This is a genomic window from Pseudoalteromonas sp. Angola-7, from assembly GCF_028599255.1.
GTDB classification, from domain to species: domain Bacteria; phylum Pseudomonadota; class Gammaproteobacteria; order Enterobacterales; family Alteromonadaceae; genus Pseudoalteromonas; species Pseudoalteromonas atlantica.
In genome coordinates, this window is sequence record NZ_JAQREL010000001.1 from 281,605 (window position 1) to 300,796 (window position 19,192).

Genomic DNA, 19,192 nt, shown 5'->3' on the forward strand with positions numbered 1-19,192 from the left:
TGCTTAAAAATACTCGATAACCTTTTGTGCAAAATCACTGCAGCTTAGGGTTGTCGAGTTATTAATATTTTGCGCTAAATCAAAGGTTACATTACCGCTATTGAGTGCTTGTTCGAGCGCTTGTTCGATCAGCGTTGCTGCCTCATCCCAGCCCATAAACTTAAGCATTAAAACGGCACTTAAAATACTGCTACTTGGATTGGCTTTGTTTTGCCCTGCTATTCTCTCAAACGTACCATGAGTTGGTTCAAAAAATGCCACATCGTTATTTAAATTAGCAGCCGGCATAATGCCAACTCCGCCAACTTGTGCGCTGAGCATATCTGCTAAAAAGTCGCCATTTTGGTTTGTGGTTGCTACCACATCAAATTGCTCTGGGTTCATTAAACATTGTTGCAGCATGTTATCGGCTATCACTTCTTTAATAATTAAAGGCGATTTATTAGCGCGTGCTATTTCAAGCCAGCGTCCGTTTTCGTGTGGGGTAGCGTTAAACTCATTTTGGGCTAAGGCAAACCCCCAACGTTTAAAGGCACCATCGGTAAATTTAAGTACATTCCCTTTATGTACAAGCGTTAACGATTCGCTGTTATTTTTAAGGGCGTAATTAATTGCATAGCGTACTAGGCGCTCGGAGCCTTCTTTAGATATATTTTTTATACCTATGCCACACTCTTGAGAAAATCTTAGGCGCGTTACTCCCATTTCTTCACATAAAAAGTCGAGCATTTTCTCGCTCTCTACGCTGCCAGCTTGCCACTCTATTCCTGAATATACATCTTCGCTGCTATCACGCAGCACTGTTATGTTAGTTAAAAATGGATTTTTTAACGGCGATGGCAACGCACTTAGCCCTTTAACAGTGCGCATATTTACAAATAAATCCATTTCGTGCCTTAGCGCCACATTTAATGAGCGAAAACCGCCGCCAAGAGGTGTAGTTAATGGCCCTTTAATTGCTATTTTGCACGCACGTACTGCGTTAATAGTCTCCTCTGGAAACCAATCACCATCATATAATTTTGCTGCTTGCTCGCCGTTATATACTTGCATCCAGTGAATTTTTCGCTCCTTTGCATAACAGTGTGTAATAGCATTATTCACCACATGCTGCATGGCAGGTGTGACCTCTTGCCCAACCCCGTCACCATTAATATAAGCAATAATAGGGTTTACAGGCACATGCCATTGGCCTTTAGCATCAATAGTAATATTTTGTCCGTGCTCAGGGATTTTAATATGCTGATAAGCCATGGTTAATACCTATACTAAAAATAGTGTTACCTGATTAAATCATGCTTGATTGAGCATGTATGCAATTTGCTTTTTATAATTGATATTAGTTAAAAAAATAACGAATTACGTGTGCTTAATTACGTAAATAGTGGGTCTAGTATTAAGCGCGTATTTAGGAGGTATAAATGAAGTTATTTTGGCTGTTATTGCTATTAATGTGCTCTTTAAAAGTCTCAGCTGTTGATGTAGTTATTCATAATTTAGACGCACTCACTACTAAGGGTCAAAAAACGGTAGCTACTTGGGTAAATCAAAGCCTTAAAAAAACACAAAATACTTTAGGGCCATTACAACAAAGCACCCTCCCTATTAATTTAAAGCCACAATATTTTGCTTTTGAACCCGTGCCATGGGCTAGCGTAAAACGAAATAATCCCGACGGATTAGAGCTGCATATTGACCGCTACGCAAGTTTAAATGCATTTACAAAAGATTGGACGCTTTACCATGAGCTTTCACATTTATATTTGCCACTACTGCCTTACTCTGGCTTTTGGTTAAGCGAGGGGTTTGCCAGTTACATGCAAAACGTAATAATGCGCAACAGCGGTGTAATTAGCCAAGCGCAATTTGTTCAGCGCCTAAACGCAGGGTTTGAGCGAGCACGCTTACAAACTAAAACAAAGCAGCAGCCACTTAATAAACTTTCAAGTGATATGTGGAAGCAACGTGCACAACAGCGGGTTTATTGGACAGGGGCAGCATTTTTTGTAGAAGCCGATTTAGCCCTTCACAAACAAGGTAAAAGCGTTGCCGCTATAATAAAACAATACCAACTATGCTGCAGAGCTGCACGCACAAATGCTAAAACGCTCATAAAAGAGTTAGATAAGCTCTCACGCAGTAGTATTTTTACTACCTTGTACGCGCAATATAATACGCGTACCGACTTTCCTGTTATTACTAAAACGCAGTTAAATACACTTTAAGTGCTTTTAATAAGTGCGCAATACTCATCATATGCTTTTACATTGTAATTAGTTGAGTAAGCATTCATAAAACCATGTAAAAACGGTGTTTTGTTACACGTAACTTGGCTTTTACTGGCTAAAGTACTTATCACTTCATCTACATTAAAATGCATTTCGGTATGTGGAAAAATAAACGTACAAGGTACTTTTGCCGCAATATCTAAATGATTTCTAATTTGTGAAGGGTAAAAGCCAATCAGCTTTTTTAGGTGTGGATTGCCTGTTAATAACTGCGCGCGCCACGCGGCACTTGCGCCTGCACTAAACCCTATACAAGCTGTTGGCTCTGTAAGGTTATTAAATACATTTAAGAGCTTAGCTACGTAATTGTCATGGCCACAGTCATTTATAAATTTATTATAATAATATTTTTCACTATCAAGGGGTTGCAGTTCTCCTTTATAGGGGTCTATAACCTCTGTATTGGCTTGCATAATATCTAACAACCTCATTAAAGGTGCTGTTAAACCATAAATATCGCTGACTATTATGTAATTCATACTTACCCTTTTAAGGTTAGAATCCATGCGTTTAAGCAGTTGATAAAATTAAGTATAAATAATTTTTAAATAAATAGCTTGCACACATTTTTTATTTAGGTTACCGTTCTTCTCTGGTCTTAAAAACCACCGCGGTTAACCTTTTTACCCTGATCCAGTAAGCCCCGCAAAACGTATATTTTAAAGCTAAGTTATTGTACGGCGAGAACCCCTATTAATACCTTGATGATTTTTTTAATATCATCGCAAAAGTGTCATAAAGATCGTCAACACTGTAATGAAGCTAAACACAACATCGTTAATTTATTAACTGCATTTGGCTATAAAAAATAGCGCAGAGTAAATAACAAGAATAAAGTGAGTTTTATTATGTCTTATAAATACAATGGATCTATGATCCAAATTGCCCATCCGGTGCAATCAATTTCTGTAAACAAACAACGTGTTATTTTTAGTGATACACAAGGTTTGAAAAACGCAATGTTTCAAAAAGCAAGCGAAGCGCGCGAATTTGTAAAATGGTTAAAAGCCAACTAATCATTGTGAGCAATTAACTGCTTAAGCAGTTAATGTTAATAAAATGTGCCAGCTTTGTAGCTGGCATTTTACTTTGTTGCACTTAATTGACTACAATAGCGATACTTTCATTGTTTTAGGTAGTTGTAGTAATGCTCCGTGCATTTTTGTGTATCACCTTATATTTAAGCATTTCTTCAGTCAGTTACGCCCACACGATTAACTGGCTAACGCACGACTTTGCGCCCTATTACATTTTAAATGGAAAATACCAACACCAGGGGCGTGATGAAAGCGTTATAACCTTACTCGAGCAACAACTTGAGCACATCACGTTTAATCGCCTTGTTATCCCCTCTGGCAAAGTTACGCAAGAACTAGCCAATAAATCAGCCACACATTGCGCCCTATCACTTTATAAAAATGCATTTAGAGAAAAGTTTATTCACTTTAGTGAGCAAAGCTCAACCACGGGCCTTTCACCTTCCATTGCTATGCATAAAGGTTTGGCGCATTCACTAGAAGTGCCTAACTCAGAGCCAGTGTCGTTGCAGGATTTACTAGCAGAAAAAAAGCTCACATTAGGTGTATCTATGAACCGCTCATACGGCGAGCAACTCGACAGTGTAATAAATAACACCCCCGATGTTGATATTGTTATTCGCCCAACGCGAAATAGTTTAGCCAGCCTTACCTATATGCTTAATTTAAAGCGCTTAGATATTTTATTAGGTTACCCAAGTGAGCACCATTACTTAGCTAAATCTATGTACTTTGAAGAAAACCTAACTCAGCGAGCGATTGTTGAAGCGCCACCGCTAAGTTATGGCTACATTGGCTGCACTAAAAATGAGCAAGGTGCTAAAAATATTCAACTATTAGATGAGCAATTAAAAAAAATTAAGCAAACCGAGAAATACCACCAAGTAATGTTACGCTGGTTGCCCCCACATTTAAAACCCTTATTAGAATCAAGAATTCACGCTACAAAAAACAAAAACGCCACTAACTAAAGTCGCGTTTTAATTTAATCTACACTTTATTATTTACGCACACCTTCAATAGACAGCCCAATATCAACATGGGTAGACGCTGGGCCTAAATTATAATCAATGCCGTAATCGGTGAGTTTTAAACTGGTTTCGCCCTCAAAACCAGCACGGTAGCCACCCCAAGGGTCTTGCCCTTCACCTACTTTATCCATTTCAAACGTAATGCGTTTAGTTACGCCATGTAAAGTAAAGTCACCCGTTACTGTGGCTGTATCATCATCGGTAAATTTCACATCGGTGCTTTTAAATGTTGCTGTTGGGTATTTATCCACATTTAAAAAGTCTTTACCGCGTAAGTGTTTATCACGCTCAGCATGGTTAGAGTCTAAACTTGCTGTATCTATATTTACTAAAATATTAGACCCTGTTTGCGCTTTAGCGTCGTAACTGAAGCTGCCATCAAAACGGTTAAATCGCCCGTGCAGCCAGCTGTAGCCTAAATGCTTAATTTTAAAGGTAACAAATGCATGCGCCCCTTGCGTATCAATTACATAATCTGCTGCATTTGCAGTGGCCGATAACATCATTACACCCGATAGAGCTGCACTTACTAGTCGTTTTTTCATGTTAGTATTCCTTTGGTTTGATCATTCTCGTTAAGGTTTTATCTTTATCAATAAAGTGGTGCTTTAATGCCCCCAGTGCATGCAAAACAGCCAAGCCAATTAATGTACACGCACCGTAGTAATGAATTTTTCCGGCAATATCGGCTTGTCCATCAAAGTTATAATCCAGAGCTGGTACATTAAATATCGAAAAAACAGCGATTGCTCTGCCATCGGCGGTAGAAATCAAATAACCCGCCACTACAATGACTGCTAAAATTAGGTACATAACAATATGCGCGGTATGTGCAATGTGGTTTACTGTTTTATTTTGACTAAGGGGCCGAGGTTTGGGGCTGAATACGCGCCACAAAATTCTAAAAATAAGCACTGCGGCGAGCGTTATACCTATACTTTTATGTAAATCCAATGAGCCTTTATACCAGCTATCGTAATAGGTTAGCTCAACCATGTATAAGCCCAAGCCAAATAAACCAAACACGGTAAAAGCCATCAACCAGTGTAAAATAATGGCAATAAGGCCATAAGATGTGGGCGTATTTTTAAACATGTGGGTTCCTCTAAATTCAATAATTTAAGAATATAGAGGGTGAAGAAAAACTAAAATAGCGTATACAAACAGCATCTGTGCATATACGCACATACAACTTGAGCTACAGTTTTACTAATTAGCTATTTAGTGTGTCGGTAAGGTTTATGTAAATGAGGCTATCAGGTGAGACTTGCAAACAGCTAATTAAGCCTTCTTTTATAAGCTCAAGCATAGCAATAAAGCTAACCACTACACCGCTTCGCCCTTCACTAAGGGTGAATAAATCGTTAAACGGCAGCGCTTTTTTTGCGTTACTCAGCTGGGTTAAAATTTTGCTCATCCGCTCACGGGTAGAGAGGATTTCTGCGGTCACTTGGTGATGCTCAAATGTTTTGGCGCGCGCCATCACGTCGCTCAGAGCTAACATTAAATCTTTTAACTCAAGCTCTGGCAGGTTTTGAGCGGTATTTTCAATAACCGGCATAGTTGCATGTGCAACAAAAATATCACGGCCTACACGGGGGATGGCATCTATATTTTCGGCTGCTTTTTTAAACTGCTCGTACTCTTGTAAACGCTTGATCAGTTCTGCGCGGGGGTCTTCCTCTTCTTCGAGCTCCTCGTGCACAGGCAATAACAGACGCGATTTTATTTGCGCCAATAACGCTGCCATTACTAAGTACTCACCGGCAAGTTCTAACTGAAACTCACTCATCATTTCTACATAACTGACATATTGCTCAGTAATGCTAAAAATAGAGAGTTCGAGCACATCTAACTTGTGCTTTTTTATTAAATACAGCAGTAAATCAAGCGGGCCTTCAAAGGTTTCCAAAATAATTTCAAGTGCATCGGGCGGAATGTATAAATCTTCAGGCTTATCTACAACGGCTTTGCCATGCAAAAAAGCCAGTGGCAGCTTTTGCTGCACTGGCTCACTTTGAGTATTTTTTTCGCCCTGTGTTGTATCACTCACCAAGGTTACTCAAACGGGCTGGTATCGCCACACCCTACACGTAAAATGTGAATATCATCTTCTGATAGGTCAATAACCGTGGTTGCTTGCTCTGCAAGGTGTCCACCGTCAATAATTAAATCTACGTGTTTATCTAAACGCGTTAAAATTTCATCTGGATCTGATTCTGTAAACTCTTCTCCAGGTAAAATTAACGAACACGACATTAACGGCTCCCCAAGCTCTGCAAGTAATGCACATGCAATTGGATGCTCTATAACGCGCATACCAATGGTTTTTTTCTTATCGTTTAATAACCGCTTTGGCACCTCTTTTGTACCTTTAAAAATAAAGGTGTATGGCCCTGGCGTATTATTTTTAATAAGCCTAAACATTTGGTTATCTACACGGGCATAAGTTGCCAGCTCGGATAAATCACGGCATACCAGCGTAAAGTTATGGTGTTTTTCTATTCCACGAATACGCTCAATGCGCTCTTTTGCTTGCTTATTACCGAGGTTACACCCTATCGCGTAGCCTGAATCTGTTGGGTATACAACAACCCCGCCCTGTTTAATAATATCAACCGCTTGGCTAATAAGTCGTGGCTGTGGGTTTGCTGGGTGAATATGAATTAATTGACTCATGATAATGCTCCTTCTTGCCCTTCCCACACTTGCCAAACCCCTTGGCAGTCTTTGGGTAAGTATAAGTTTTTACCTAGCTCTAAATAACTAGTTGGAAAATGAAAGTCAGAACCTTGCGAGCACAGTAAACCGTACTCTTGGCTCAATTGCCCTAAAAATTGGCGTTCAGTAGGCGCTTGTTGCGGCTGTGCAACTTCCATGGCATCGCCCCCGTCACTTTTGTATTGCACAAGTAACTTACGTAACCATTTATTAGACATTTGATAACGCCCTGGGTGTGCAAGCACCGCAACCCCGCCCGCAGCATGAATCGCGCTAATGGCTGTTTGCATATCACACCAATTGCTTGGAACATATCCTGTTTTGCTGCGCCCTAAGTATTTTTTAAATACCCCAGGAAAATTTTTAGCAACGCCTCTTTCAATCAATGCACGCGCAAAATGTGCACGTGTTATTTGGGCGTTTTCTGCCAGCGCCTTGGCTTGCTCGTAAATGCCATCAAAACCGTTTTTTGCCAGCCTTTTGCCTATTTCAATAGCGCGTTCATCACGCTTTTGCTGCTGCGCCGATAACAATGATGTAAGGGCATTGTTGTTTATATCAATATTTAGCCCAACAATATGTATTTCAAAGCTTTTCCACTTGGTAGAAATTTCTACGCCAGATATAAGCTTAAGCGGCAGGTTTTCTGTTTCGATATACGCTTTTGCCGGCGTAATAGCAGCCACAGTGTCGTGATCAGTTATCGCAAACACATCAATGTTTTTTTCTACGGCGCGGTTTAATAATTGCTCAACTGTTAAATGTCCGTCTGAATGCGTTGTATGGCTGTGTAAATCGTATTTTATCAAAAGAAAACTGCTTAAATTTAAGGGTAATAGATGTTTATATAAGTATAACAACTTTTTTGACTAAATTGTTTTAAATAAACACTTGACACAAAAGCGCTAAATACGTTTTACTGTAGCCACTTTAAGACACATTAAGAATTAATAAAAATGATCAATTCAATTCAACACACTATCTGGTGGTGGCACTCATAATTTTTGGGTGATGAATTGTCGTGTCTAGCAAATATTCAAAACCCGCAACTATGCGGGTTTTTTTATAACTAAATTTTACGTATTTAATTTTTTATTTTGAGGCAAAAAAACATGAATAACGGTCTTACTCTTACACATCGTTGGTGGTGGCGCCTGATATAGCGGGACGGTAATGATCTGTTTGTAATTTAGATATCGTTATTCAAACCCCGCATTGCAAAAGCATTGCGGGGTTTTATTTTTTGAGGGAATGAGGTTTGATTTTTAGTCATATAACTACCACACCAGGCGAAGTTACTAGCATAACGCAAGTGCGCGACTACATTAGTAGCCCACTTGCACTTTATGCAGCACTTGATAAGCCTAATTCGCTACTGCTTGAATCAGCCGAAATTGATTCTAAAGACAGTGTTAAAAGCTTAATTTTAGTTGACTGCGCGCTGCGCATTGTTTGCCAAGGTAAAACCGTCACGGTAAGTGCACAATCTAATAACGGTAAACAGTTGCTGCCATATTTAAGAGCCAATGTACAAAGCTGCGATGCAACCTTAACCGACACAAGCCTAACTCTTGTTTATAAAGGCGGCTCTAATGACATTGACGAGGCAAGTAAACTGGTTGCCGATAATGCATTTAGCGCACTACGCACCTGTATAAACAGTATCAAAAGCACCACCGAAAACCCGTTTTCGGTATTTTTAGGCGGTGTATTTGCCTACGACATGGTGGCTAATTTTGAGCAGCTAAGCGACGTACCCGATGGCGAAAACACCTGCCCAGACTACGTATTTTACTTAGCCGAAACCTTAGTGGTTATCGACCATCAAAAACAAACCACCGAGCTTATTGGTAATGTGTTTAATGGCCCAGACGTACACGCTAATTGTTTTGAGGTAGGTAAAGAGCTAGAACGATTAAATGCCCTATGTGACAAAGCAGAAGAGTTTAGTGCGCCTATGCAAACAGGCACCTGCGATGTAAGTGTTGATATAAGCGATGAAACTTACTGCGAGCAAGTGGTTAAGCTTAAAAAGAACATCGTTGATGGTGATATTTTTCAGGTTGTGCCTTCGCGTACGTTTTCACTGCCCTGCCCTGATTCGTTGCACGCATATAGCCAGCTTAAAAAGCAAAACCCAAGCCCTTATATGTTTTATATGCGCGATGAAGAATTTGCTTTATTTGGCGCCTCACCTGAGTCTGCACTTAAATACGAAGTGCAAAGCAAACAAGTTGAAGTTTACCCTATTGCCGGTACTCGCCCACGTGGAAAATTTGCCAATGGCGCAATCAACCCAGATTTAGACAGCCGTATTGAGCTTGAACTAAGAAACGATCAAAAAGAGCGTGCCGAGCATTTAATGCTGGTTGATTTAGCCCGTAACGATGTGGCACGCATTAGTGTAGCCGGCACGCGCCATGCAAAAGAGCTATTAAAAGTAGACCGCTACTCGCAAGTAATGCACTTGGTTTCTCGCGTGGTGGGCACATTAAAGCCTGAGCTTGATGCACTACACGCTTACCAAGCGTGTATGAACATGGGCACGCTAGTAGGCGCTCCTAAAGTACGTGCCGCCGAACTTGTACGTCAAACCGAAGGCAAACGCCGTGGCAGCTACGGTGGCGCAGTAGGCTATTTAACAGGCGATGGTGCAATGGATAGCTGCATTGTTATTCGCTCAGCGTTTGTTAAAAATAATACCGCGTATGTGCAAGCAGGTGCAGGTGTCGTTTACGATTCTGATCCGCAAGCCGAAGCTAACGAAACCCGCGCTAAAGCCCAAGCGGTGATCACCGCCATAAAATCGACTTATGAGGCGGTATAAAATGAGCACAGCAAACCCAATGAAAATATACTTTTTAGATAACTTTGATTCGTTTAGCTACAACCTTGTTGATGAACTAACCATGCTGGGCTGTGAGCTTGTGGTATACAGAAATAACATAAGCGCAGAGGTTATTTTTAATAAAATGCGCCAAGAGCCTGGGCAAGTATTATTAGTGCTTTCGCCAGGACCTGGTGCACCCAGTGATGCAGGTTGCTTAATGGAATTAATCGAACTGGCTAAAGGCCACTTCCCCATGCTGGGCATTTGCCTAGGGCAACAAGCACTTACACAAAGTTACGGCGGAGTAATCGGCCACGCGGGCGAAACCGTACATGGTAAGTCATCAATCATTAATTTAAACCCGCATCCGGTGTTTGAAGGAATGGGCAACACCATGCCCGTAGCCCGTTACCATTCATTAATGGCAACCAAGGTACCTGAAAATATTGAGGTAATTGCACAATTTGACGATATTCCTATGGCCATATATCACCACGACGATAAAGCGTTAGGTTATCAATTTCATCCTGAGTCAATACTTACGCCAAATGGTGCAATGCTACTTCAACAAAGTGTTGCGTACTTAACGCGCACCAACTAATAGAGGACATTATGAGTACCCAATCACAAGAGACCATAAATGTTCAATACGCTATTGAGCAACTTATTCAAGGCAAGTCGTTAAACTATGCCCAATCAAACGCATTATTTAACCAAATAATGCAAGGTAACATGAGCGAAATAGAGCTCACTGCATTGCTAATCAGCCTTAAAATAAAAGGCGAAGTAAGCGATGAAATTGCCGGCGCTGCAGCGTCAATGCGAGAAAACGCCGTTGCCTTTACAACCGCTAGCACGCAACTTGCCGATAGCTGCGGCACCGGGGGCGATGGCTCAAACACGATTAATATTAGTACTACCGCTGCGATTGTTGCAGCTGCCGCGGGTATTAATATGGTAAAACATGGTAATCGCAGTGTATCGAGTAATTCGGGCTCTGCTGATTTATTAAAAGCATTGGGCATTAATATTGATATGAGCCCAGCACAGGCTGCACAGTGCCTTGAGCAAACCCATTTTACCTTTTTGTTTGCACCGCATTACCACAGTGGTGTACGCCACGCGATGGGCGTACGTACTGCGCTTAAAACACGTACCATTTTTAATATTTTAGGCCCACTTGCTAACCCTGCTGCACCACACGTGCAATTACTGGGTGTTTACGATGAGTCTTTATGTATGCCAATGGCGCAAACACTTAAAACATTAGGCACTAAGCGCGCGATGATAGTGCATGGTTCTGGCACTGACGAAATAGCCCTGCACGGCCCAACTAACGTAGTTGAGCTAAACAATGGCGAAATAACGCAGTACACATTAAACCCAAGCGACTTTGACCTTGCAAACTATTCACTTGAACAACTAGCCGGTGAAGGCCCACAATACAACGCAAATGCGAGCCTTGCTATTTTACAAGGTAAAGGCAGTGATGCGCACAATGCTGCAATCGTGGTCAATGTGGCTGCACTTTTATACCTAAGCGGTAAAGTACAGTCATTAAAAGAAGGCGCACAACAGGTACAAACATTACTAAGTTCAGGCAAAGCCATGAACACATTAAATGCAATTATTGAGGTAAGTCATGGCTAATGTATTAGACAAAATTGTTGCTGATAAAAAACAAGAGCTAATAGAGCGTAAAGCCGCGCGCCCACTAGAGAGTTTTAAACACCTAGCAGTGCCAACTAGCCGCAGCTTTTATAAAGCGTTAGCAAAGCCGGGTACGCAGTTTATTTTAGAATGTAAAAAAGCATCTCCTTCAAAAGGGCTAATAAGAGAGCCGTTTGATTTAACCGAGATCACCTCTGTTTATAAAAAATATGCTAGCTGCATGAGCGTACTTACAGATACTAAATACTTTCAAGGTAGTTTTGATTATTTAGAGTTTGTACGTAGCCAAGTAGAGCAACCACTTATTTGTAAAGACTTTTTTATTGATGAGTACCAAGTTTACATGGCACGTATTTATGGCGGCGATGCTATATTACTAATGCTTTCAGTGCTTGATGATGAACAATATAAAGCGCTACATGCAGTTGCCGACTCGCTTAACATGTCGGTATTAACCGAAGTAAGTAACGAAGAAGAAGTGCACCGTGCCCTTGCACTCGATGCGCAAATTATTGGTATTAATAACCGTGACCTTCGCGATTTAAGCACTGATTTAGCAACCACCGAAAAGCTACGTAAACTCATCCCACAAGATAAAGTGGTTATCTCAGAGTCAGGTATTTACACTCATCAAGATGTTAAACGCCTAGCGCCATTATGTGATGGCTTTTTAATTGGCAGTTCTTTAATGGCTGAGCGCGATTTAGAACAAGCCTGCAAAAAAGTGATTTTAGGTGATAACAAAGTGTGCGGTTTAACCCGAGCACAAGACGTACAGGCCGCTTACAACAACGGCGCAGTGTACGGTGGACTCATTTTTTACCCTAAATCGCCTCGTTATGTTGATTTAGATTGTGCGATTAAGCTGAGCCAAAGTGCGCCACTTAAATTTGTCGGTGTTTTTGTTAATGCAAGCCCGCAGCAAGTGGTACAATACGCGCACGAACTAAAACTTGCCGCAGTACAATTACACGGTCAAGAAAGTGACGATTACATTGCCGCATTACGTACACAGTTACCTAAAGGTTGTGAAATTTGGAAAGCACAGGCAATTAAAGATACATTGCCAACCCCAGCTACGGGCGTAGACCGCCATCTTTATGATACCCACAGCGATACACAAGCCGGTGGTACAGGTAAAGCATTTGATTGGGCAGTACTGCGCGACGCAACAACCCCCTTTATGCTAGCGGGTGGCTTAAATCCAGACAATATAAAAGACGCGCTTTCTCAAGGTGCCCTAGGCCTTGATTTAAATTCAGGCGTTGAAGAATCTGCGGGTAAAAAGTGCCCTATCAAATTACAAAATGCTTTTACAAGCATCAGAAATTATTGAGGTTATAATGCAAAATCCAGCTTATTTTGGCGAGTTTGGCGGTATGTTTGTACCTGAGCTACTTGTCCCTGCGCTTAAGCAGTTAGAGAACGAATTTAACAAAGCACAAAAAGACCCTGAGTTTGAGGCTGAGTTTACAAAATTATTAAACGAGTATGCCGGTCGCCCTACGCCGCTTACATTAACGCGTAATTTAATTAAAAACCCTAAAGTAAAACTTTACCTTAAACGTGAAGATTTACTGCACGGCGGCGCACACAAAACCAACCAAGTACTTGGTCAAGCGTTGCTAACTAAACGTATGGGTAAAAAAGAAGTTATTGCCGAAACTGGTGCGGGCCAACACGGCGTGGCAACAGCCCTAGCCTGTGCATTACTTGGCTTAAAATGCCGCATTTATATGGGTGCTAAAGACGTTGAGCGCCAACAGCCTAACGTATTTAGAATGAAATTAATGGGCGCAGAGGTTATTCCGGTAACAGCTGGCTCTGGCACATTAAAAGATGCGGTAAACGAAGCGCTCCGCGACTGGTCTGCAAACTACCAAGAAGCTCACTACTTACTTGGTACCGCAGCGGGTCCTCACCCATTCCCAACAATTGTACGAGAGTATCAAAAAATCATTGGTGAAGAAGCTAAACAACAAGTACTCAAAGCAGAAGGACGCTTACCAGATGCCGTACTAGCCTGTGTTGGCGGTGGCTCTAATGCCATCGGTATGTTTACTGACTTTATTGACGAGCCAAGTGTAAAACTTATTGGTGTGGAGCCTGCAGGTAAAGGCCTAGATACCCACGAGCACGGCGCTACAATTTGTAAAGGTACTAAAGGTATTTTGCACGGTACCTATACGTACATTATGCAAAATGACGATGGCCAAATTGAAGAGTCATACTCAGTATCTGCCGGCCTTGATTACCCAGCAGTTGGACCACAGCACGCGTTTTTACACGAAACAGGCCGTGCTCAATATGTGGGTATTACCGATACAGAAGCCCTTGACGCGTTCCAAGCACTGGCTAAAAACGAAGGCATTATTCCAGCTCTTGAATCAAGCCATGCCCTTGCTTATGCACTTAAATACGCCGAAGAGCAAACAGAAGAAAGCATTTTAGTGGTTAACTTAAGTGGCCGTGGCGATAAAGATTTAACCCACGTACACAGCGTTTTATCACAAGGAGGTCAACTATGAGCCAGTTAAATACAGATCGTTACGGTAAAACCTTTGCTGCACTTAATGAACAAAAACAAGGTGCATTTGTACCATTTGTTACCATTGGCGACCCAGGTAAAGAGCAAAGTATTGCCATTATTAAAAGCTTAATTGATGGCGGTGCGGATGCACTGGAGCTAGGTATTCCGTTTTCAGATCCAATCGCCGATGGCCCCGTTATTCAAGCGGCGAATATTCGTGCTCTCGATGTAAACATTAACACGCAAGATTGCTTTGATATTATTAAAGAAATACGCGATTACAATGCAGATATTCCAATTGGCTTATTATTGTATTCAAACCTTGTGTTTAAACGCGGTTTAGAAACATTTTATAAAGATGCTAAAGCGGCGGGCGTAGACTCTATTTTAGTTGCTGATGTACCACTGCATGAATCTAAAATGTTTAGAAAAGCAGCCATGGCAAACGGTGTAGACCCAATATTTATTGCCACACCCAATGCCGATGACGATACTCTGCGCCAATGTGCATCTTACGGCCGTGGCTACACGTATTTATTATCGCGTGCGGGTGTTACCGGCACCGATACTAAAGCGCAAATGCCAGCGGGTAACATAGTAACTAAGCTAAAAGAATACCATGCAGCCCCTGCTTTATTAGGCTTTGGTATTTCTACGCCCGATGATGTAAAAGCCGCTCTAAACGCCGGCGCAGCTGGTGCTATTTCAGGCTCAGCCGTTGTTAAAATTATTGAAGCAAACCTAAATGATTTAGACGCGATGACAACGCAGTTAAAAGCGTTTGTAGCTGATATGAAAGCGGCCACCGCACTGTAAAAAATTAAAATTTACGCATTAAAAAAGGGCATTTTCAATGCCCTTTTTTATTAAGCTCTACACTTAGTGAGCTTGATGCTTACCTTCTAAAATTTCTTCAATAAATTTTGCATTAAATGCTTCTAAATCTGCAGGGCTGCGGCTTGTTACTAAACCTTGGTCTACACTCACCTCTTCATCAACCCAGTTTGCACCAGCATTGATTAAATCACTTTTAATGCTTGGGAATGATGTAACGGTACGGTCGCGTAATTTATTAATTTCGGCAAGTAACCAAGGGGCATGGCAAATAGCTGCAACGGGTTTGTTTTTCTCGGCGCCAAAAAAACCATCTATAAACGCTTTTGCGTGCTTATCCTGGCGTAACGTATCTGGGTTAAATAAGCCACCAGGCAGCATAAGCGCATCGTAATCCCTGGCACTGGCATTTGTAACAAGTTTATCTACGCTTACTTTGTCGCCCCATTTATCTTCATCCCAGCCGGTGATTTCACCCTCTTTTACCGACACAATATCGATATCGGCGCCAGCATTAAGTAAAGCATCACGTGGAGATAATAGCTCACTTTGCTCAAAGCCATCGGTGGCTAAAATAGCAATTTTTTTGCCTTGTAAACGAGTGCTTGTTTGTAATGTAGACATATAGATCTCCTTATTGCGTTTAATAAATTGTTTCAATCACCCTATTAAAAGCATAACCGATGCCAATTTTAACCTATTGAAAATAATGGATAATATAAATTAAAGCTGTCAAAGCTATGTAAATCATTTAGAGGGTTTGAACAATCTACATAGCTTAATTTAAAGTGCGTATTAAAAACCAGCACACAAGCTTTGCTTACAAGATGAAGTAGTAAGGCATTAACTAAAAACTGGGTATTTATTTTGTAGACGCACCCTATTAGCGGGGTGCGCCGAACTGTAATGTTATGATTAATAGCGCTAACTAAACCTAAAAAGGTAACCGGGCTATTAGCAAGTATTGGTTGCAGGAACTAGTCGCTGGTACTGATCACTGGTACCGGTCAATGCAAGTTGCTATTTAAAGGAGATCTTTTAATGCTTTGGCTGGTTTAAATACGGGTTTGTTAGCGCCTTCTATTTCAATGCTTTCGCCTGTTTGTGGGTTACGGCCAGTGCGCGCTGGGTAGTAGCTTAAAGCGAATGTACCAAATCCATTAATTTGCACTTGGTCGCCTTCAGATAACGATTTAGTAATTACCTTTTGTAAGCTAGTAAGGGCTGCTTGTGTGTCTTTTTTTGTTAGTTCACTGCGTTTGGCTATTTGGGCAACAAGTTGTGCTTTGTTCATTGTAGGCTCCTAAATGCACACTTAATCAGTGTTGGTTAAGTGTGGGAATATGATGATGGATAATTAAAGCCACGCAGGCTAAGGCTTACAGGGCAACAAGTCAACCTTGTAGTTGCCTAGTGTTATGTGGTAAAAACTTCCCTGACTTCTTTTTGTATAATTTAGGTAGTATATGCACGCATTGATTGAATACATCCCGCTAATATTATTTTTTGCGGTATTTAAATTAGTTGATATTTACTGGGCAACAGGCCTTTTAATGGTCACTACGCTTATTCAAGTTGCGTATAGCTACTTTAAGCACGGCCATGTACCTGCCCGCCAATGGCTATTTTTTGCTATTGCAGCGGTGTTTGGCACATTAACCTTAGTACTCCACGATGAGCAGTATATAAAATGGAAAGCCACGTTAATTTACGCCGGCCTAAGCCTTACCTTATTAATTAGCCGCTACGTGCTGAATAAAAATCTTGTTAAAAAAGCCCTTAGCTCAATCCTCGAAAACGCCAACGACTCTAAACAGGCGATTGAAGTACCTGAGCCGGTGTGGAATAAGCTTAACTTAATGTGGGTTGCCATTACCGCAGGTATTGCAGTGCTGAATATTTACATTGCGTATAATTTCTCACTCGATTTTTGGGTTAACTTTAAAGTGTTTGGTTTAATGGCCATTACCTTTGTGAGTATTTTAATCACTATTTTTGCTTTGTATAAATACTTCCCTGATGAAGAAGAACCCGCAAAGTAAAACACCTTCGTCATAAAAATGTCGTCTTTGCTTGATAGCGTGTAAAAAAAATCAATCAGAGACGACCTTGAACGCCAATCAATACCGCTGGTTTGAATTTACCCTAATATTTGTTTTATTGCCTTTAATAGGCTTTACCCTTCGTAGTTACCTAGCTAACTGGCTAATACCCGCACTGATTGTTTTAATGAGTGTGTGCTGCATGTTATTACTGAACGACCCTCACTTTAAGCGTTTTAGACTCACAAGCCTGGGGCAGTTTTCTGCGGTAAAGCGCCGTTTATTTAGTTTCTTTTTTTTAGGAGCGCTTTTTTCAGGCGTGTTTTACGGCATTATTCACCAAGAAAATTGGTTTAGTATGCCGCTGCACTCATTTTATAACTGGTTACTTTTACTGCTTCTATACCCGCTGCTGTCGGTATTACCACAAGAACTAATTTTCAGAACCTACTTTTTTCATCGTTATAAACGCATTATGCCCAAAAAAAGAGTGCGTATAGTGGTAAGCGCAACGGTGTTTGCCCTTGCCCATATTGTATATGCCAATTGGGTGGCTGTAGGCTTAGCATTTTTAGGCGGGTTATTATTTTCGTTTACCTACGCGCAAAGCCGCTCAACCATAGTGTGTGTAATTGAGCATAGTTTATGGGGATTGTGGATGTTTACACTGGGGATAGGCAGTTCATTAGACTCAGGAGCTATCAGCTAACAAGCTAAGCCGCTATTTTAAAAACAAAAAAGCCGCGTTAATACGCGGCTTTTAGCAACTTTTTTATAGCCTAAAATCCAAATAACTTAAAGGCAAAAAACTTAGTCGCTACTGTGTTTATAAATATGGCTAATAAAATAACCGGAATAAACGTAGAAAGCGAAAAGTTAACGTATTTCTCCATAAAGCTACCGGCGTAATTTGGTGAGCCTTGGCTTAACTCATCTGTTAGGCGCGCTTTTTTCCAGCGGTACATAACAAATAAACACACCATTAAACCATTCAGTGGCAATATAGTGTCGTAAAATACATCATAAACAATATCAAAAAAGCTTTTATTACCGCTGCCGTAACTAGTAAACGACGTTAGGCTATCAACCATACCAAACGACATAGTACACAATATAGTTAACACACCGGTGGCTAGCGTTAAAATACCTAAGGCTTTTTTACGGCTGATCCCTTTGCGGTCGCTAAGGGTCGCTGTAGGAACTTCTACAATTGATACAAGCGAAGTAATCGCTGCAAAAAACACTAATAAAAAGAACGAAAACGCCACTGCAGACGCGCCAAAGTAACCAATGTCATTTTGTAGTGCTAATAAAATTTTAGGTAAGTATACAAATATCATCGATACAGACGAGTCAGAAAGTGCGGCTGGGTCGGTATTAGGATCAAAACTAAATATTGCCGGTAACACCATTAAACCGGCAACAAATGCCACTAATGAGTCGGTAATAGCTACCATTTTAGCACTGCCAACAATGTCATCTTTTTTAGATATGTAAGAGGCGTACGTCATTAAAATACCCATACCTAGCGATAGTGAGAAAAACGCTTGGCTTAGTGCACCATTAAGCACGCTGGCGCTCATTTTAGAAAAATCAGGAATAACATAATATTTAACACCAGCCATGGCGTTATCAAGCGTTAATACATACGCTACAAGGGCAAGCAACATAACAAATAAAGCCGGCATTAAAAACTTAGCGGCTTTTTCTATGCCTTGTTTAACCCCGCCCAATAAAATAAGGTTAACAATAATAACGACCACTGCCATGTAGCCAAAAACAGTGTAGCTATTTATAAAGCTGCCAAAATGGCTCGGATCTGCCAATGCATCTAAATTACCCATGGCGGTTTGGCTTAAGTAACCAAAAATCCACACGGTAATAACCATGTAAAATACGGCAATCATAAACGGCGTTAATACAGCCAAAAAGCCTGCAAACTTCCATTTTTTGTCGTTATTTGCCAGCGCTTTGTACGAACCAAGTGGATCTTTTTGCGCGTTACGACCCATGGCCATTTCAGCCATCATTACTGGTAAACAAATAAAAGCAACAAACAAAGCGTATACAAGTAAAAATGCACCACCACCATTTTTAGTTGCCGACACAGGAAAACCTACTAAGTTGCCAATACCCACTGCCGAACCTGCTGCAGCCAGTATAAAGCCAAGACGGGAGCTAAAATGCTCTCTATTATTGCTCATGTAT

21 protein-coding genes are annotated in these 19,192 nt (G+C 41.0%); 11 read left to right on the forward strand and 10 right to left on the reverse strand.

Features of this window, described 5'->3' with window-relative positions; all coding sequences use genetic code 11:
• Positions 1-3: 3 nt before the first annotated feature.
• Complete coding sequence (gene icd / locus PSH50_RS01320) at positions 4-1,254, reverse strand: NADP-dependent isocitrate dehydrogenase (RefSeq protein ID WP_273586845.1); 1,251 nt, start codon at positions 1,252-1,254, stop codon at positions 4-6.
• A gap of 167 nt (positions 1,255-1,421) precedes the next feature.
• Between icd and PSH50_RS01325 the strand changes: the two genes are divergently transcribed.
• Complete coding sequence (locus PSH50_RS01325; protein ID WP_273586844.1) at positions 1,422-2,225, forward strand: hypothetical protein; 804 nt, start codon at positions 1,422-1,424, stop codon at positions 2,223-2,225.
• On the opposite strand, the gene PSH50_RS01330 is transcribed toward PSH50_RS01325, so the two are convergent.
• Complete coding sequence (locus tag PSH50_RS01330; RefSeq protein WP_273586843.1) at positions 2,222-2,767, reverse strand: dienelactone hydrolase family protein; 546 nt, start codon at positions 2,765-2,767, stop codon at positions 2,222-2,224. The genes PSH50_RS01325 and PSH50_RS01330 overlap by 4 nt on opposite strands.
• A 369-nt stretch (positions 2,768-3,136) precedes the next feature.
• Here PSH50_RS01330 and PSH50_RS01335 point away from each other — a divergent pair, with 369 nt between their 5' ends.
• Entirely contained in the window at positions 3,137-3,304 is a 168-nt protein-coding gene (locus tag PSH50_RS01335) for a hypothetical protein (protein ID WP_024033460.1), read from the forward strand.
• A 131-nt stretch (positions 3,305-3,435) separates the two neighbouring features.
• Complete coding sequence (locus PSH50_RS01340; protein WP_273586842.1) at positions 3,436-4,296, forward strand: transporter substrate-binding domain-containing protein; 861 nt, start codon at positions 3,436-3,438, stop codon at positions 4,294-4,296.
• A gap of 29 nt (positions 4,297-4,325) precedes the next feature.
• On the opposite strand, the gene PSH50_RS01345 is transcribed toward PSH50_RS01340, so the two are convergent.
• The 5 genes from PSH50_RS01345 to PSH50_RS01365 all read right to left on the reverse strand — a co-directional run bounded on the left by PSH50_RS01345 (position 4,326) and on the right by PSH50_RS01365 (position 7,886).
• On the reverse strand, positions 4,326-4,901 hold the full coding sequence (locus PSH50_RS01345; RefSeq protein ID WP_273586841.1) for a YceI family protein: 576 nt from the start codon (positions 4,899-4,901) through the stop codon (positions 4,326-4,328).
• Between the two features lies 1 nt (position 4,902).
• Positions 4,903-5,451: a cytochrome b gene (locus PSH50_RS01350; RefSeq protein WP_054982631.1), complete on the reverse strand. Its 549-nt coding sequence runs from the start codon at positions 5,449-5,451 to the stop codon at positions 4,903-4,905.
• Between the two features lie 118 nt (positions 5,452-5,569).
• Complete coding sequence (locus PSH50_RS01355) at positions 5,570-6,409, reverse strand: ScpA family protein (RefSeq protein WP_273586840.1); 840 nt, start codon at positions 6,407-6,409, stop codon at positions 5,570-5,572.
• Between the two features lie 5 nt (positions 6,410-6,414).
• The gene (locus PSH50_RS01360) at positions 6,415-7,035 is read right to left on the reverse strand and encodes an L-threonylcarbamoyladenylate synthase (RefSeq protein ID WP_004586789.1); all 621 of its coding nucleotides are present in this window, start codon (positions 7,033-7,035) and stop codon (positions 6,415-6,417) included.
• Positions 7,032-7,886 (reverse strand): PHP domain-containing protein, encoded by an 855-nt coding sequence (locus tag PSH50_RS01365; RefSeq protein ID WP_273586839.1) that lies wholly within the window; start codon positions 7,884-7,886, stop codon positions 7,032-7,034. Before PSH50_RS01365 ends, PSH50_RS01360 begins: the two co-directional genes overlap by 4 nt.
• A 449-nt stretch (positions 7,887-8,335) precedes the next feature.
• Between PSH50_RS01365 and PSH50_RS01370 the strand changes: the two genes are divergently transcribed.
• Genes PSH50_RS01370 through trpA form a run of 6 tightly spaced genes read left to right on the forward strand, consistent with a single transcriptional unit; the run spans position 8,336 to position 14,924 of the window.
• Positions 8,336-9,904, forward strand: coding sequence for an anthranilate synthase component 1 (locus PSH50_RS01370; RefSeq protein ID WP_004586791.1), 1,569 nt, complete (start codon positions 8,336-8,338; stop codon positions 9,902-9,904).
• 1 nt (position 9,905) lies between these two features.
• Positions 9,906-10,508, forward strand: coding sequence for an aminodeoxychorismate/anthranilate synthase component II (locus PSH50_RS01375; RefSeq protein WP_004586792.1), 603 nt, complete (start codon positions 9,906-9,908; stop codon positions 10,506-10,508).
• 11 nt (positions 10,509-10,519) lie between these two features.
• Positions 10,520-11,557, forward strand: a complete 1,038-nt coding sequence (trpD, locus tag PSH50_RS01380) for an anthranilate phosphoribosyltransferase (RefSeq protein WP_273586838.1) — start codon at positions 10,520-10,522, stop codon at positions 11,555-11,557.
• Positions 11,550-12,914, forward strand: coding sequence for a bifunctional indole-3-glycerol-phosphate synthase TrpC/phosphoribosylanthranilate isomerase TrpF (gene trpCF, locus PSH50_RS01385; protein ID WP_273586837.1), 1,365 nt, complete (start codon positions 11,550-11,552; stop codon positions 12,912-12,914). The genes trpD and trpCF overlap by 8 nt, the downstream gene beginning before the upstream one ends.
• A gap of 7 nt (positions 12,915-12,921) precedes the next feature.
• Positions 12,922-14,106 (forward strand): tryptophan synthase subunit beta, encoded by a 1,185-nt coding sequence (gene trpB, locus PSH50_RS01390; protein ID WP_273586836.1) that lies wholly within the window; start codon positions 12,922-12,924, stop codon positions 14,104-14,106.
• On the forward strand, positions 14,103-14,924 hold the full coding sequence (gene trpA / locus PSH50_RS01395; protein WP_004586796.1) for a tryptophan synthase subunit alpha: 822 nt from the start codon (positions 14,103-14,105) through the stop codon (positions 14,922-14,924). The genes trpB and trpA overlap by 4 nt, the downstream gene beginning before the upstream one ends.
• A 63-nt stretch (positions 14,925-14,987) precedes the next feature.
• On the opposite strand, the gene PSH50_RS01400 is transcribed toward trpA, so the two are convergent.
• Both PSH50_RS01400 and PSH50_RS01405 read right to left on the reverse strand, forming a co-directional pair.
• On the reverse strand, positions 14,988-15,566 hold the full coding sequence (locus PSH50_RS01400) for a type 1 glutamine amidotransferase domain-containing protein (RefSeq protein ID WP_273586835.1): 579 nt from the start codon (positions 15,564-15,566) through the stop codon (positions 14,988-14,990).
• A gap of 400 nt (positions 15,567-15,966) precedes the next feature.
• Entirely contained in the window at positions 15,967-16,236 is a 270-nt protein-coding gene (locus PSH50_RS01405; protein ID WP_004586798.1) for an HU family DNA-binding protein, read from the reverse strand.
• A gap of 172 nt (positions 16,237-16,408) precedes the next feature.
• On the opposite strand from PSH50_RS01405, the gene PSH50_RS01410 reads away from it, so the two are divergent.
• Entirely contained in the window at positions 16,409-16,984 is a 576-nt protein-coding gene (locus PSH50_RS01410) for an inner membrane-spanning protein YciB (protein ID WP_004586799.1), read from the forward strand.
• Positions 16,985-17,051: 67 nt separating this feature from the next.
• Positions 17,052-17,693: a CPBP family intramembrane glutamic endopeptidase gene (locus PSH50_RS01415; protein ID WP_024033448.1), complete on the forward strand. Its 642-nt coding sequence runs from the start codon at positions 17,052-17,054 to the stop codon at positions 17,691-17,693.
• A gap of 70 nt (positions 17,694-17,763) precedes the next feature.
• On the opposite strand, the gene PSH50_RS01420 is transcribed toward PSH50_RS01415, so the two are convergent.
• Entirely contained in the window at positions 17,764-19,188 is a 1,425-nt protein-coding gene (locus tag PSH50_RS01420; protein ID WP_054982639.1) for a sodium-dependent transporter, read from the reverse strand.
• Between the last annotated feature and the right edge of the window lie 4 nt (positions 19,189-19,192).